This window comes from Streptococcus sp. 29896 (genome assembly GCF_032594915.1).
Lineage (GTDB): Bacteria > Bacillota > Bacilli > Lactobacillales > Streptococcaceae > Streptococcus > Streptococcus suivaginalis.
In genome coordinates, this window is sequence record NZ_CP118733.1 from 534,063 (window position 1) to 549,975 (window position 15,913).

Consider the following 15,913-nt stretch of genomic DNA (forward strand, 5'->3'; position numbering starts at 1 on the left):
AGGATGGCTAAGAAAATTATTGCACTAGCTGGTGATGGCATCGGACCAGAAATTATGGCAGCTGGCTTAGCAGTGCTTGAAGAGGTCGCAGAGCGGTTCCAATTGGATCTTACAATTGAACACCATCTATTTGGAGGGGCAGCCATAGATGTTTACCAACATCCTCTTCCTGACAGTACCTTGGAAGCGGTTCGGTCTGCAGATGCAATTTTATTGGCAGCCATTGGTGGTCCCCAGTATGACCAGGCAACTATTCGACCAGAGCAAGGCTTGTTGGCCTTGCGAAAGGAGTTAGGACTCTATGCCAATTTACGGCCGGTCAAACTTTTTGACAGTTTGTCTGATCGTTCGCCCCTGAAAGCCAATCTTTTAACTGGCGTGGATTTTCTAGTTGTGAGAGAATTGACTGGGGGAATCTACTTTGGTACCCATCACTTAGAGGAAGACAAGGCGTTTGATATCAACTCCTACACAAGAGAAGAAATCAAAGCCATTGTCAGACTGGCCTTTGAAGCAGCGCAAAGACGCAGAAAAAAGCTGACCAGTATTGACAAGCAAAATGTTTTGGCGACATCAAAACTCTGGCGCAAGGTGGTCGATGAGCTGGCTCAGGATTATCCAGATGTGGAGGTAGAGCACCAGTTGGTTGATAGTGCTGCCATGTTGCTCATTACTCGTCCATCTCAATTTGATGTCATTGTGACAGAAAACTTATTTGGAGATATCCTGTCCGATGAAGCCAGTGTCTTATCTGGTAGCTTGGGAGTTATGCCTTCGGCTTCTCATTCTCTAAATGGGCCAAGTCTCTACGAGCCTATCCATGGTTCGGCACCTGATATTGCTGGAAAAGGCATAGCCAATCCCATCAGCATGATTTTATCGGTAGCTATGATGGTACGGGAATCGTTGGGACAGGAAGAAGCTGCACAGGTGATTGAATCAGCAGTTGAAAGAAGCCTTGAAAAAGGCATTAGAACACAAGATTTAGGAGGAAAGGCGACGACAGCTGAGATGCTGGCCGCCATAATAAGCGAATTATGACCATTCAACAAATGATGAGTTTGGCACTTTGTCTGTGGAATTTCATTGTTTTTCTAACCTACGGTGTAGATAAGCACCGTGCTCGTAAGCAAGCCTATCGGATTTCAGAGAAGACCTTGTTACTGATGGCCTACTTCTTTGGTGGGCTAGGGGCTTGGGGAGGTGGTACTTATTTCCGCCACAAGACGCAAAAGGTGTATTTTCGCTTAGCTTGGGCAATCGGAGTCTTGATTGATATTCTGGTGGTTTATTGGATAGGGAGGTAGCTAGATGGCTGGACAATCCATTTTAGATAAAGTCTGGGAACGGCATGTGATTACGGGGCAAGAAGGACAACCTCAGCTCATGTATGTGGACCAACATTATATCCATGAAGTGACGAGTCCTCAGGCTTTTCAAGGGCTACGGGAGGCTGGAAGAAAGGTGCGGAGGCCAGATTTGACCTTTGGAACCTTTGACCACAATGTTCCAACTGTCAATATTTTTGATATTCGAGATGCAATTTCAAAGGCCCAGATGGATAAGCTGGCTGAAAATGTCTTAGAGTTTGGCATTGACTGTGCAGCCCATGGCTCAGAACATCAAGGAATTGTCCACATGGTTGGCCCCGAATCAGGGCGGACACAGCCTGGAAAATTTATCGTGTGTGGCGATAGCCATACCGCAACCCACGGTGCATTTGGTGCCCTAGGATTTGGAATTGGAACGTCTGAAGTTGAGCATGTTTTTGCGACACAGACCATTTGGCAAGTCAAACCTAAGAAACTGCTGGTTGAATTTACCGGAAGGCCCCAGTCAGGTGTCTATGCTAAGGATTACATCCTTGCCTTGATTGCCCAATACGGTGTGGGAGTTGGAGTTGGCTATGCAGTTGAATTTCGTGGTGAGGCAGTTGATGCCCTATCTATGGAAGAGCGGATGACGATTTGCAACATGTCTATCGAGTTCGGATCTAAGATTGGAATGATGAATCCAGATCAAAAAACCTTTGATTATGTCCGAGCAACAGAGCATGCACCCAAAGATATTGAGACGGCGATTGCGGATTGGAAAACCCTGGTTTCGGATCAAGATGCAGTCTATGATAAGACCATTGTGATGGATGTTTCAAAGCTAGCACCCATGGTCACTTGGGGAACCAATCCTTCTATGGGTGTTGCCTTTGACCAAGCCTTTCCAGAAGTGACAGATATGAATGATGAACGGGCCTATGGCTATATGGGGCTCAAACCGGGCCAAACTGCAGCGGATATTGAGCTGGGCTATATCTTTATCGGCTCTTGTACCAATGCGCGCTTGAGTGACTTAGAGTTAGCTGCACGATTTGTCAAAGGAAAAAAGATTGCCCCTAATCTGACTGCCATTGTAGTTCCAGGATCTCGACCTGTTAAAAGGGCGGCAGAAAAGCTGGGTCTGGATAAAATTTTTTTAGATGCCGGTTTTGAATGGCGGGATCCAGGATGTTCCATGTGCCTAGGCATGAACCCTGATAAGGTCCCAGACGGCGTTCACTGTGCATCAACCAGCAATCGAAATTTCGAAGATCGGCAAGGTTTTGGCGCCAAAACTCACCTGTGTAGTCCGGCCATGGCTGCTGCTGCATCGATAGCAGGGCGTTTTGTGGATGTACGCACCATGACAGAAATCGTAGGAGGATAAAGATGGAGCCATTTACTATTTACAAGGGCAGGACAGTTCCTCTGATGAATGACAATATCGACACAGACCAGATTTTGCCCAAGCAATTTCTCAAGTTGATTGACAAGCAAGGCTTCGGCAAATATCTCATGTATGCTTGGCGCTATACAGACCATCTGTATACTGAAAATCCTGATTTTATTTTCAACAAAGAGGACTACCGACAAGCAACTATTCTCATCACAGGTGATAATTTTGGAGCGGGTTCTTCTCGTGAACATGCTGCCTGGGCCTTGGCGGACTATGGCTTCAAGGTTGTGATTGCGGGATCTTTTGGAGATATCCATTACAACAATGAGCTTAACAATGGTATGCTTCCTATTGTTCAACCGAGGGAGGTTAGACAGAGACTGGCCCAGCTGGCGCCAGATGAGGAGATTACAATCGATCTTCCCAACCAAAAAATCATAACCTCCGTTGGGGAGTTTGCATTTGCTATCGAGGAAGAATGGAAGTACAAACTCATCAATGGTCTGGATGATATTGGCATTACCCTTCAGTATGAGGATTTAATCAGCCAATACGAGCGCAATCGTCCATCATATTGGCAGGAAGGAAACACGTAAGCTTACGTGTTTTTCTTATCTATTGAAATTGATTGACAGCTAGTACTGAAAGGGGTCAATTTTGCCTGGAAATGTGCTATAATGTGTCTATGACTAAACAAGAAAAAATCTCAACCTATCAACTTTTACTTGCCCAACTAGAGGCTCTTTTAGAAGGCGAAACCAATGCTCTTGCCAACCTGTCCAATGCATCAGCTCTTCTTAATCAAGCTCTTCCCAACTCTGTTTTCACAGGTTTTTACCTATACGACGGTCAGGAATTGATTTTGGGTCCATTCCAAGGTGGCGTTTCCTGTGTTCACATTGCACTTGGAAAGGGAGTTTGCGGGGAGTCGGCAGCTAAAGGCCAGACTATTCTCGTAGACGATGTTCGTCTACATGACAACTACATCTCCTGCGATGCGGCAGCTTTGTCTGAAATCGTGGTCCCCATGACGAAAAACGACCAGCTTTTGGGCGTTTTGGACTTGGATTCTCGTTTGGTAGCCGATTATGATGCCATTGACAAAGAATACTTAGAGAAATTTGTGGCGCTTCTGGTTGAAAAGACGGACTGGAACTTTGCTATGTTTGGAGAAAAACGCTAATGTACCAAGCTTTATATCGGAAATACCGTAGCCAGACCTTCGGAGAAATGGTAGGGCAGGAGGTGGTTGCGACCACGCTCAAACAGGCTATTGAGCAGGATAAGATCAGCCATGCTTACCTCTTTTCAGGTCCAAGAGGTACGGGTAAGACCTCTGCGGCCAAGATTTTTGCAAAGGCTATGAACTGTCCTAATCAAGAGGCTGGCGAGCCTTGCAATGACTGCTACATCTGTCAGGCCATTGCGGAGGGCAGTTTGGAGGACGTTATTGAGATTGATGCGGCTTCAAATAACGGTGTCGATGAAATTCGTGATATTCGAGACAAATCCACCTACGCCCCAAGTCTCGCCAAGTATAAGGTTTACATCATCGACGAGGTCCATATGCTATCAACAGGGGCCTTCAATGCCCTCTTGAAAACCTTGGAAGAGCCGACGGAGAATGTGGTCTTTATCCTTGCGACAACCGAGCTACATAAAATTCCAGCAACCATTTTATCCCGTGTCCAGCGCTTTGAATTCAAGTCTATAAAGGTCTTGGATATTCAGCAACACTTGGTGGCTATCTTGGACAAGGAGGGCATTTCCTACGATGAACAGGCTTTGACCTTGATTGCTCGAAGAGCAGAAGGGGGGATGCGTGATGCCTTGTCCATCCTTGATCAGGCACTCAGCTTGAGTGCAGAAGAGTCAGTCACGCTGGACATAGCAGAAGAAATCACAGGATCAATCAGCCTGCGCGCCCTCGATGACTATGTAGCCAGCCTTCGGCAAGCTGATACGGTAGCAGCATTGAGCCATCTGACTACCATTTTCAACAACGGCAAGAGCATGACCCGCTTTGCGACAGACCTCCTTCACTACCTTCGCGACCTATTGATTGTCCAGACAGGTGGGGAAAATACCCACACTAGCCCTGTATTCCTGGATAACCTGGCCTTGGACAAGCAGCGGATTTTCGGCATGATTGACCAGGTGACCAAGTCCCTAACTGACATCAAGTCCAGTCCCCAGCCCAAGATTTACGCTGAGATGATGACCATTGCCTTGGCAGAAGAAGGTCCAGTTTCGGGGGCAATGGCAGAGCTACCAGCTGACTTGGTTGAGCAAATCCAGTCGCTCCAAAAAGAAGTGACCAGTCTTAAGCAGGAACTTGCTCGACTCTCCACACAACCGCAGACAGTAAAACCTGTATCACGTAAGCCACAAACCGCCAAAAAGTATAGAGTAGATACAGGAAAGGTGCATGCCATTTTGCAAGAGGCCATGGAAAATCCAGCCCTGGCGCGTGAAAATCTAACCCGCCTGCAAAATGCCTGGGGAGAAGTGATTGAAAGTTTGGCAGGTGCAGATAAGGCGCTCCTAACAGGCTCCCAGCCGGTCGCTGCCAATGAAAACCATGCCATTCTAGCTTTTGAATCTTCCTTTAATGCAGAGCAGACCATGAAGCGAGACAACCTCAATACCATGTTTGGGAATATTCTCAGCAAGGCAGCAGGTTTTTCACCACAAATCCTAGCCATTGCTATGGAAGAATGGCAAACCATTCGAGCTGAGTTCTCCCTCAAAGCCAAAGGCCAAAGATCAGAACAGGCAGAACAAAAAGAAGAAAGCCCAATCCCAGAAGAATTTAGCTTCTTAGCAGAACAGGCAGAAATTATAGATGATTAAAAAGGTCCGGGGGACCTTTTTAACCTTCGCCCAAAAATATAAAAGCGAAGTAGGTCCGGGGACCTTATTGATGCGAACTATGTTCGCTCTATTTTCCACCTTCAACAGTCTCCCAGACTGTTGAAGCCTTCGCCCAAAAATATAAAAGCGAAGTAGGTCCGGGGGACCTTATTGATGCGAACTATGTTCGTTTAATTTCCCACCTTCAACGGGAGTGGGAAAGAACTCGACTAGTCTAAAAAAGAGTTCGTCAACAATTTCTCGTTTTGAGTTGTTGATCTGAAACAGTCTATCCCCAGACTTTGAATTATGTGAGCTGACTATCGTCAGCTTGTATCTCATACTTCAAAAGGTCTCCCAGACCTTTTGAACTCCCGCCCCCGTATAGCTCCAAAGGTTTGGGGAACCTTTGGAGGTTGGAGATAGAGCGAACAAAGTTCGCATCAATCGTTAAGTCAGAGTAGTGACTGTTGGAGGTTGGAGATGAGGCGAACTTGTTCGCGACAGTCGTAGAGGTCAGATTTGGAGTGTGAAAAATGAACAAATCTGCTTATCAACCACTGCGCTGAGAGGTTGACACGAACTCTGAGAAGTGGTCAGGGGCTTTTTGCCCAGACTGTTGAAGCAACCTTGTTTGTCTAAATTTTTCTTTCAAAATGGATTTAAAAGTTGGAGATTTCTTTAAAACTTTCTGTGACTCGAGGCAATATCCGTCTTAAGTCGGATGTGGGGGGACTGGATTTGGGTTATACTGTATTCAATCCTAAATATTTTTCATAATCTCCTAGAAATCACTGGCAATTGCTAGTGATTTTTTGTGGTTCGAGTTGACGTTTTTTTCTGAAATTGTTTTCATGGCTAACAAAAAAACAGCCCTTGAGCTGATTTTTTGCTATACTAGTCCTATGAGAATTCCACAGTTTATTTTTTTAGCCCTAGTGACGGCTTTTGCGACTTATTTTATGAATGCATCATTATTAGCAGGAGATTATCTTTTTGCTGCTATTTATGCTGTCTTTGTTGGTCGCAATCTTTATTTTTCCTACAAGGTGACGAAATTTCTCCATTTGGTAGAAAAAACTACCAAGAAAGGAGACTAATTTCACCGCTAGAAAGGATTTTGGAGCGGCCGCCCTCTAGTTGAAGGACCAGATTGCCTGAGTCAGTCACCGCTATGGCTGTTCCCTTATACTCCACCTGATTTTCTACAAATGTCACTTGTCTACCAACGACGAGTGATTTTTCTTTATAGAGAGCTATGAGTTCTTTTTCATCTGTTTCAAAAAAGGCTTTCCAAAATGCGATGATGAGTTGATTTCGGGTAATAGTTGGCTCTTGGTCAAAGAGGTTACCAGCTGTGCGGCGCAGTTCTTTTGGAAAATCGTCAATAAAGACATTGATACCAACGCCGATGATCACATCTGTGACGGTCTGGCTTTCCATGGATGAGATAGCTTCGGTCAGGATGCCAGCGACTTTTTTCTTGCCTAAATAAATGTCGTTGACCCACTTGATCTGGACATCCAAGCCTGTCAGTTGGATAATAGCTTTTATCAAGGCTGCTGCAGCTAGAATGGTGTAGGGCTTAAATGCAAGAAAGGGAACGTTTGGAGAAAGGCGGAGCGACATGTAGATACCACCTGACTTGGAGGCATAAAAAGGCCTTCCAAACCGTCCCTTGGCCTTGTTTTGATGAGGAGCCAAGTACAGGGCAGGACTAGGGTGGTTGTTCTCAATCCCATTTTTGGCATCCAGCTGAGTTGAATCGCTGTCCGCCTTAAAGTAGACGGGCAATCCCAACTCCTCCGAAATGGCTACAGGAAGAAGCAAATCCCCATCAACCAACTTATAGCCACGGTTGCGAGCAGCTTCAATGGTTAAGCCCTGCATCTCCAGCTGGCGGATAGCCTTCCAGACAGAAGTCCGTGAAATCCCTAATTCCTGGGCCAAATCCTCACCACTGATGTAGTCTTGTCTTTCTTCTAAAAGTAAATAAATCTTCTGGTAGGTTTTCATATCCCTATTATAGCAAAAAAATGCCATAAAACATGTTATAATAGATTACAAATAAGGAGGTTTTCATGAAGACACTTGATTACATCGTCAAACTGACCAACACCCCGTCCCCGACAGGCTTTACGACGGACATTATGAACTACATCAAGGCAGAAGTGGAAGGATTCGGCTATGAGGTCGTCAAGACCGCCAAGGGAGGCGTTTTGGTGACAGTTCCGGGTGAAAATGACCAAGAGCACCGGATGCTGACTGCCCATCTGGACACTTTGGGGGCCATGGTGCGTGCAGTCAAGCCAGATGGCCGACTCAAAATGGATTTGGTGGGAGGATTTGGATACCCTTCTATTGAGGGAGAAAACTGCTTAATTCATTGTGCCAAGAATGGTAAGACCTTTACAGGTACGATTTTGATGCACCAAACTTCAGTCCATGTCTACCGAGATGCCAGCACCGCCGAGCGAAATCAAACCAACATGGAAATTCGTTTGGACGAAAAGGTGACCAGTGCAGATCAGACGCGGGCCTTGGGTATTGAAGTCGGAGACTTTATCTCCTTTGATCCACGGACCATTGTGACAGAAACTGGCTTTATCAAGAGTCGTCATCTGGATGACAAGGTTTCTGCCGCTATCCTGCTTCATCTTTTGAAGGTTTACAAGGAAGAGGCAATCAAGCTTCCTTATACCACCCATTTCTATTTCTCCAATAATGAAGAGATTGGCTACGGTGCCAACTCTAGCATTCCTACTCAGGTGGTTGAGTATCTGGCGGTCGATATGGGGGCAATGGGAGATGATCAGCAAACTGACGAATACACGGTCTCTATCTGCGTCAAGGATGGGTCAGGACCTTATCATTATGAATTCCGTCAACACTTGGTAGCCTTGGCTGAAAGAGATGGAATCCCGTATAAGCTGGACATTTATCCTTACTATGGCTCAGATGCTTCAGCAGCTATGCGAGCAGGAGCTGATGTCAAGCATGCGCTTCTAGGGGCTGGAATCGAGTCTAGCCATTCTTACGAGCGGACCCATCTTGATTCCGTGGAGGCAACTGAAAAGATGGTAGATGCGTATTTACGATCTGAATTGGTCAAGTAAGGTTGGATATGAAAGAAGAACGCTTTTTAGAACTCTATAATGATCTAGACAAGGTTTTGCGCAAAGTTTGTAGTATTGCAGATGGAGATTATGCGGATGTTGGCTCCATGTTGGCCAAAGCCAAAGACTTAAGTCCAATTAATCCCGTTCAAGCCAATTGGGACAATCTCTATGTTGCCAGACAGCTCCGCAATCTCATGGTCCATGAAAAACGGACTGGTTTAAAAGAAGTAGCCCAACCTTCGCAAGAGTTGATTGCTGTCTTGGAAAAGGTCATTGCCCAGTATGAAACACCAGTTACTCTGGCGGACTATTTGGCGTCCAGCCAGAAGGCTCGTCCCATCAGTTTCTCAATAACAACGCCCCTCTCACAGGCTTTGGAAGTGGTGGATCGAGAGCATTTTTCAAAATTCCCTCTTTTTTCACAGACAGGTTATCAGGGGCTCCTATCTGAAAATGGAATCAGCAATTGGTTGGCAAGGTCCATTCACGAGTCAACGAGTTTGAAAGAATTGGTACAAAAGACCCCCTTATCTAGAGTCTTGGCTTGTGAAGAAGCCAGTCTGCGTGTTCTGACCTTACCCGCAAGCTCCAGTCTGTTCCAATTAATTGAACAAGTGACAGCAGTTGGAGGTTCACGAAAAGCGGCAGTCCTGGTTTCTCGGCGCAAGGATGGGACTGTCCAAGAAGTAGAAGATTTAGTAGGCATTATCACTAGCCATGATTTGGCGGAGATTTATGCGACTATAGGTGAAAAACTTTAGGAGGTAAGTCATGTCAACAAATCGTTTAGCCTGGGATGAATATTTTGCGGCACAGGCGCTCTTGATTGCCAATCGGGCGACTTGTAAACGTGCTAAAGTCGGTGCTGTCTTGGTCAAGGACAACAAGGTTGTGGCAACCGGCTATAATGGCTCGGTTTCAGGGACAGAGCATTGCTTGGATCAGGAATGCCTTATGATTGATGGTCATTGTGCTAGGACCTTACATGCGGAAGTCAATGCCATCTTGCAGGGAGCAGAAAGGGGCATTCCACATGGTTTTACTGCCTATGTGACCCATTTTCCCTGCCTTAATTGTTCTAAGCAATTGCTTCAGGTTGGTTGCCAACGTGTCGTCTATATAAACGAATACCGAATGGATGATTACGCCCAGTATCTTTACAAGGAAAAAGAGTGTGAGTTGGTTCATTTACCGTTGGAAACCGTTAAAAAAGCAATTCAAGATGCAGAATTTATATAAAAAAAGCCCTATGGGCTTTTTTTATAGAGTCTAGTTCGATTATCTTGTGAAGCGTCCAGAGTAGTCTAGGTTCAAATCGAAATTGGAATGAGTAGGTAGGAGTTTTGCTTTTGAGGTAAACTGCCAAGCTGCAGTCTGTGAATGCAGGCTCATTTGAATAGCAGTTTCTGGCGACATTCCATTGATATAGGGATACTGAGCGACCCAAAAATTCTCTGCTCCAAATAAGGAAGTGTCAATAGGACCCACAATTCCAAGTGAGTTTTTATCTAACCAACTTGCCCCTGTGTAATGAATGGTATTGGTAAAGCCAAGCTCTCTCATTCTCTTTTCCCATTCCTTCATATTGGAATTGATATTTGCACGAGTCTTGTATTCTTCAATATCATTGACCATCAGGGTTGTGTTTGGCAAACCGAGTCTTCGAGCTTCTTCAACAAAATAAGTTGCTTCAGTGCGAGCATCGCTTGCTGAAGTGAAGTGAGAATAGTGGTAAACTGAAACTTTCAGTCCAGCAGCTAATGCATTTGAGACCTGAGATTGGGCAAATGGATTTTTATAACTGGTTCCTTCTGTCAATTTCACAACAACCCCAGCGACTCCATTTGCAGAGAGTTTCTGATAGTCTGCTACAGATAAGTAATTATTGTGACTGCTTACATCGATGAAAATCCGTGACGGTTGCTGCTTGTAGTTTAATTCGATACTAGTAGCACCAACAAAGGTTCGCTGATTAATAGTATCTGTCAGATAAACATGGGCATGATAGTTACCAGCAGAGTGCTTGTGCTGGCTTGCTCGGACAGTTACTAGATAGGTTCCATCACTTTGAAGGCTTGCTTCGTACCATTGGATATCGTCCTGGCCACCTATACCAGACCAAACAGGAACTTGAACTTTTTTCAAACCGTTGGCAATTGTGATATTGGATACGATGACATCAAACTGTCCTCTTTCGTGATTGAGGTTTGCAATTTCTACGGATGCAGCTGTTTTAATAGCTGGTAGTTTGACAGTTGTTGACTGGCTACCAATGAATTCCATCTTGCCTTGACTATTCTTCACATAAGCGTGAATGATGTACTTGCCATCTTCAGACTTGTGTTGGCTAGGTGAAATGGTGACAGAATAGCTGCCGTCAGTTGCCTTGGTGGCTTGATGCCAAACGATATCGTCCTGGCCATTGGCATCCGTCCAGGTTGGAATGAATACCGACTGAATGCCGTTTGGCGTGACTAGATTGTTGATTTGTACCTTGAAGGCACCAGTTGTTGGATCAAGACTTGAAACAGCAATGGTTCCTTTAGCAGATTGCTTTTCAAGGACGGTCTTAGTTTCACCGACATATACCAGATTACCTGTCTGAGGGACCACATAAACATGGGCATGATAGTTACCAAGGGAGTTCTTGTGGTTTTTGGCTTGAACCGTTACGCGGTAGGTGCCATTTCCTTGATCTGTGACTGGGTACCAAATGATGTCATCTTGGCCATTTTCAGCAGACCAGACAGGCACTCGAATGGTCTTGATTCCATTCGGACTCACGACATTTTTTACAACCACATCAAATTGAGCCTTGGTTTGGTCCAGATTTTCAATGGATACACTAGCGCTTGGCTTTGGTCGGTTGATGGTCGCAGTTTGGCTACCAATGAATTCCATCTTGCCTTGGCTATTCTTCACATAAGCGTGAATGATGTACTTGCCATCTTCAGACTTGTGTTGGCTAGGTGAAATGGTGACAGAATAGCTGCCGTCAGTTGCCTTGGTGGCTTGATGCCAAACGATATCGTCCTGGCCATTGGCATCCGTCCAGGTTGGAATGAATACCGACTGAATGCCGTTTGGTGTGACTAGATTGTTAATTTGTACCTTGAAGGCACCAGTTGTTGGATCAAGACTTGAAACAGCAATGGTTCCTTTAGCAGATTGCTTTTCAAGGACGGTCTTAGTTTCACCGACATATACCAGATTACCTGTCTGAGGGACCACATAAACATGGGCATGATAGGTACCAAGGGAGTTCTTGTGGTTTTTGGCTTGAACCGTTACGCGGTAGGTGCCATTTCCTTGATCTGTGACTGGGTACCAAATGATGTCATCTTGGCCATTTTCAGCAGACCAGACAGGCACTCGAATGGTCTTGATTCCATTCGGACTCACGACATTTTTTACAACCACATCAAATTGAGCCTTGGTTTGGTCAAGATTTTCAATGGATACACTAGCGCTTGGCTTTGGTCGGTTGATGGTCGCAGTTTGGCTACCAATGAATTCCATCTTGCCTTGGCTATTCTTCACATAAGCGTGAATGATGTACTTGCCATCTTCAGACTTGTGTTGGCTAGGTGAAATGGCGACAGAATAGCTACCATCAGTTGCCTTGGTGGCTTGATACCAAACGATATCGTCCTGGCCATTGGCATCTGTCCAGGTTGGAATGAATACCGACTGAATGCCGTTTGGTGTGACTAGATTGTTGATTTGTACCTTGAAGGCACCAGTTGTTGGATCAGGACTTGAAACTGCAATGGTTCCTTTAGCAGATTGCTTTTCAAGGACGGTCTTAGTTTCACCGACATATACCAGATTACCTGTCTGAGGGACCACATAAACATGGGCAAGATAGGTACCAAGGGAGTTCTTGTGGTTTTTGGCTTGAACCGTTACGCGGTAGGTGCCATTTCCCTGATCTGTTACTGGGTACCAAATGATGTCATCTTGGCCATTTTCAGCAGACCAGACAGGCACTCGAATGGTCTTGATCCCGTTCGGACTCACGACATTTTTTACAACCACATCAAATTGAGCCTTGGTTTGGTCAAGATTTTCAATGGATACACTAGCGCTTGGCTTTGCAGCTGACGTGCTTGTTGCGGTTGAACTGGTGACACGAGCTTGAGCAGCAGTGCGAAGTTGACTTGTACTAGTTGCAGTTGATGAACTTTTGCCGTCGGTGACGGCAGTTGCAGTTGACTTGCTAACACTTGCCACTGTTGTACTCGAAGATGGAGTCGTTGCATTTGTTATTGCAGCGGTTTGAGAAGCTGTTGTCGTAGAAGTGTTAGTTCCCGTTGAAGGATCGGCTGTAGTTTCAGTACTTGTTGCTTCAGAGCTAGCAAGTGGTTGGTTCAATTGAATTGAAATGGCAGCTGGTTGGAAGGAAAGTGTCTGTCCTTGCTGGTCAGTTGCAGTTGCATAAAGTAGCCATTCGCTCGCTGTCAATTTGCTGGTGCTGACTTGTGCGATATACAAACCACTGACATCTAAGCTAAAGCTGACAGGGATTGACTGACCATCCGTTGACACCAAGCGTGTTGCAAGGTTGGTCAAGCTGCCATCACTAGGTCCTGATAAGCTCAATTGAACAGTGTCTGCTGTTTGTTGGCTCGAAACAGTTACAGAAATGGCTGCATTTTCAACAGACTGAAGTGTTTGACTGGTCTGATCAGCTGCAACGAGTGGACTCGTAAAAAGGGCTAGTGAGCTACTAGCGAGGAAAATAGCGTTTTTTACTTTCATAACACTCCCCTAAAAAATGTATTGAAACCATTATAATAGAAAATAGGCTTTTTTTCTAGGAATATTATAAGTTTTTTTAAAATATCTTCGCTAAATGCATAGTAGGAATGAAAGGAGTATGCTATACTAGAAGAGTTATTAAGTCCCGAAAAGGTAGTTTATAGACTAGTTAATATTTGCAGAAATACTTGAAACACAATTAAAGAAGCTGGTAACATCGTAGTAAGTGTAAAAACTTTACCACACTTCAGTAACCATTTTCTTTAAATAAGGCTAATTTCATACAGTCTGGTATTGTCTTTCTCGTTGAGTATCTGGAAATTTTCCTTTATTCAAGACAGGAGTCTTTCGCAAATAGGATTTTCCTTTGCTTAAGACAGGAGTCTTTCGCAAATAGGATTTCCCTTTGCTCAAGACAGGAGTCTTTCGCAAATAGGATTTTCCTTTGCTCAAGACAGGAGTCTTTCGCAAATAGGATTTCCCTTTGCTCAAGACAGGAGTCTTTCGCAAAGAACTAGTCTTTGACTAGTTCTTTGTAACCTTAGTAACCCGCTAGGTTTCTAGCATATATTCTATTTTAAGGGGGACATTTTTATGTCAGAACGTAAGTTGTTTACGTCTGAATCTGTTTCGGAGGGTCATCCGGATAAGATTGCAGACCAGATTTCAGATGCTATTTTGGACGCTATTTTAGCAGAGGATCCAGATGCGCACGTAGCGGCAGAGACGGCTGTTTATACAGGTAGTGTTCATGTCTTTGGAGAGATTTCGACCACTGCCTATGTGGATATTAACCGTGTGGTACGTGATACGATTGCGGAGATCGGCTATACAAAAGGTGAGTATGGTTTTTCAGCTGAGTCGGTTGGGGTTCATCCGTCACTTGTAGAGCAATCGCCAGATATTGCTCAAGGCGTCAATGAAGCTTTGGAAACTCGTCAAGATGCTAGTCAAGACCCATTGGATTTGATTGGTGCAGGTGACCAGGGGCTCATGTTTGGTTTTGCAGTAGATGAAACGCCTGAACTTATGCCGTTGCCAATTTCACTTAGTCACAAATTGGTGCGTCGTTTGGCCGAGTTGAGAAAATCTGGTGAAATTGCTTATCTCCGTCCAGATGCTAAGTCACAGGTAACAGTTGAATACGATGAAGACAATCAACCTGTTCGTGTGGATACAGTTGTTATTTCGACTCAGCATGATCCAGAAGTTAGCCAGGAGCAAATTCGTCAGGATGTCATTGAACGTGTGATCAAGGAAATCATTCCAGCTCATTATCTGGATGATCAAACCAACTACTTTATCAACCCAACTGGTCGCTTTGTTATTGGTGGACCTCAAGGGGACTCTGGTTTGACAGGTCGTAAGATCATCGTTGATACCTATGGTGGTTATTCTCGTCATGGTGGCGGTGCCTTCTCTGGTAAGGATGCGACCAAAGTGGACCGTTCTGCATCTTATGCGGCACGCTACATCGCAAAAAATATCGTCGCAGCTGGTTTGGCTAAAAAGGCGGAAGTTCAATTGGCTTACGCTATCGGTGTTGCTCATCCAGTTTCAGTTCGTATTGATACATTTGGTACAAGTACAGTGGCTGAGAGCAAATTAGAAGCAGCTGTTCGTCAGATTTTCGATTTGCGCCCAGCTGGTATTATTCAAATGTTGGACCTCAAACGTCCGATTTACAAGCAAACTGCAGCCTATGGACACATGGGACGTACCGATATTGATTTGCCATGGGAGAAATTGGACAAGGTGGATCAATTGCTAGCAGCCATTCAGGCTTAAGAGATAGGGCAGTAGGAGTGAAAAGATGAAGGCCTTGATAGTATTTGCACATCCGCGAAAAGAAAGCTTCACTCATTCCTTGGTGAAACGAGTTGAAGGGGCTTTGAGAAAAGGTGGAGCAGAAGTGACTGTTCGCGACTTATATGCTTTGGAGTTTAATCCCATTTTGATGGGACCAGATACCATCCATATCGAAGAAGGACGCTTTGTTCGACAGTCAGATACCTACCCAGCAGACGTCCAGATTGAAATGGACTTGATTGAAGAAAGCGATCTGCTGATCTATATTTTCCCATCATGGTGGAATGGCATGCCAGCTATTATGAAAGGCTACATTGATCGTGTCTTTCAACACGGCTTTGCTTATAGCTTTGAATCGGATGAACCCCGCAAACGCTTTGCCCAGAAAAAGGCCCTCTTTTTCACACCGACAGGTCAACCTCAAAATGAAGATGGCAGTTTGACGCCTATTGATCAAGCCATGAGGACCTTGACATCCGATTGGCTATTTAATAGTAATGACTGTCAGGTTTTGGACCATATCTTCTATGGTCGGGTTCCTTATTTGGAGCGTGACCAACTGGAAACCTATCTTCAGCATGCTGAAAAAGTGATTAAATCCATCATATAAAAAGAAAAAGGCAATGGAAACGTTGCCTTTTTATGCATTAACCTAGCTTAAT

14 protein-coding genes are annotated in these 15,913 nt (G+C 44.9%); 12 read left to right on the top strand and 2 right to left on the bottom strand.

All coding sequences use genetic code 11. From position 1 onward, the window contains the following. The first annotated feature begins 3 nt into the window (after positions 1-3). From leuB to PXH68_RS02560, 7 genes are all read left to right on the top strand, one after another. Positions 4-1,041 (top strand): 3-isopropylmalate dehydrogenase, encoded by a 1,038-nt coding sequence (gene leuB / locus PXH68_RS02530; protein ID WP_248028319.1) that lies wholly within the window; start codon positions 4-6, stop codon positions 1,039-1,041. Further along, positions 1,038-1,307, top strand: a complete 270-nt coding sequence (locus tag PXH68_RS02535; RefSeq protein WP_248028318.1) for a DUF1294 domain-containing protein — start codon at positions 1,038-1,040, stop codon at positions 1,305-1,307. Before leuB ends, PXH68_RS02535 begins: the two co-directional genes overlap by 4 nt. A 4-nt stretch (positions 1,308-1,311) precedes the next feature. Continuing rightward, on the top strand, positions 1,312-2,700 hold the full coding sequence (gene leuC / locus PXH68_RS02540; protein WP_248028317.1) for a 3-isopropylmalate dehydratase large subunit: 1,389 nt from the start codon (positions 1,312-1,314) through the stop codon (positions 2,698-2,700). A gap of 2 nt (positions 2,701-2,702) precedes the next feature. After that, positions 2,703-3,305: a 3-isopropylmalate dehydratase small subunit gene (gene leuD, locus PXH68_RS02545; protein ID WP_248028316.1), complete on the top strand. Its 603-nt coding sequence runs from the start codon at positions 2,703-2,705 to the stop codon at positions 3,303-3,305. A gap of 89 nt (positions 3,306-3,394) precedes the next feature. Then, a complete protein-coding gene (locus PXH68_RS02550) occupies positions 3,395-3,892 on the top strand; it encodes a GAF domain-containing protein (protein ID WP_248028315.1) in 498 nt (165 codons plus the stop codon). Next, on the top strand, positions 3,892-5,562 hold the full coding sequence (gene dnaX / locus PXH68_RS02555) for a DNA polymerase III subunit gamma/tau (protein WP_248028314.1): 1,671 nt from the start codon (positions 3,892-3,894) through the stop codon (positions 5,560-5,562). Before PXH68_RS02550 ends, dnaX begins: the two co-directional genes overlap by 1 nt. Before the next feature lie 905 nt (positions 5,563-6,467). Beyond that, positions 6,468-6,662, top strand: coding sequence for a DUF3272 family protein (locus PXH68_RS02560; RefSeq protein WP_158455423.1), 195 nt, complete (start codon positions 6,468-6,470; stop codon positions 6,660-6,662). Here PXH68_RS02560 and birA read toward each other — a convergent pair. Next, on the bottom strand, positions 6,643-7,578 hold the full coding sequence (gene birA / locus PXH68_RS02565) for a bifunctional biotin--[acetyl-CoA-carboxylase] ligase/biotin operon repressor BirA (RefSeq protein ID WP_248028312.1): 936 nt from the start codon (positions 7,576-7,578) through the stop codon (positions 6,643-6,645). The two genes, PXH68_RS02560 and birA, sit on opposite strands and share 20 nt — an antisense overlap. 65 nt (positions 7,579-7,643) lie before the next feature. Between birA and PXH68_RS02570 the strand changes: the two genes are divergently transcribed. Genes PXH68_RS02570 through PXH68_RS02580 form a run of 3 tightly spaced genes read left to right on the top strand, consistent with a single transcriptional unit; the run spans position 7,644 to position 9,920 of the window. Next, entirely contained in the window at positions 7,644-8,678 is a 1,035-nt protein-coding gene (locus PXH68_RS02570) for a M42 family metallopeptidase (protein ID WP_248028311.1), read from the top strand. 8 nt (positions 8,679-8,686) lie between these two features. After that, positions 8,687-9,442: a hypothetical protein gene (locus tag PXH68_RS02575; protein ID WP_248028310.1), complete on the top strand. Its 756-nt coding sequence runs from the start codon at positions 8,687-8,689 to the stop codon at positions 9,440-9,442. A gap of 10 nt (positions 9,443-9,452) precedes the next feature. After that, positions 9,453-9,920, top strand: a complete 468-nt coding sequence (locus PXH68_RS02580) for a deoxycytidylate deaminase (RefSeq protein ID WP_158455415.1) — start codon at positions 9,453-9,455, stop codon at positions 9,918-9,920. Between the two features lie 39 nt (positions 9,921-9,959). Here PXH68_RS02580 and PXH68_RS02585 read toward each other — a convergent pair whose 3' ends face one another. Then, a complete protein-coding gene (locus tag PXH68_RS02585) occupies positions 9,960-13,442 on the bottom strand; it encodes a GBS Bsp-like repeat-containing protein (RefSeq protein WP_248028309.1) in 3,483 nt (1,160 codons plus the stop codon). Positions 13,443-14,036: 594 nt separating this feature from the next. On the opposite strand from PXH68_RS02585, the gene metK reads away from it, so the two are divergent. Together metK and PXH68_RS02595 are read left to right on the top strand one after the other, a co-directional pair. After that, positions 14,037-15,230, top strand: coding sequence for a methionine adenosyltransferase (metK, locus tag PXH68_RS02590; protein WP_248028308.1), 1,194 nt, complete (start codon positions 14,037-14,039; stop codon positions 15,228-15,230). A gap of 34 nt (positions 15,231-15,264) precedes the next feature. Then, a complete protein-coding gene (locus PXH68_RS02595; RefSeq protein WP_398582974.1) occupies positions 15,265-15,861 on the top strand; it encodes an NAD(P)H-dependent oxidoreductase in 597 nt (198 codons plus the stop codon). The last annotated feature ends 52 nt before the right edge of the window (positions 15,862-15,913 follow it).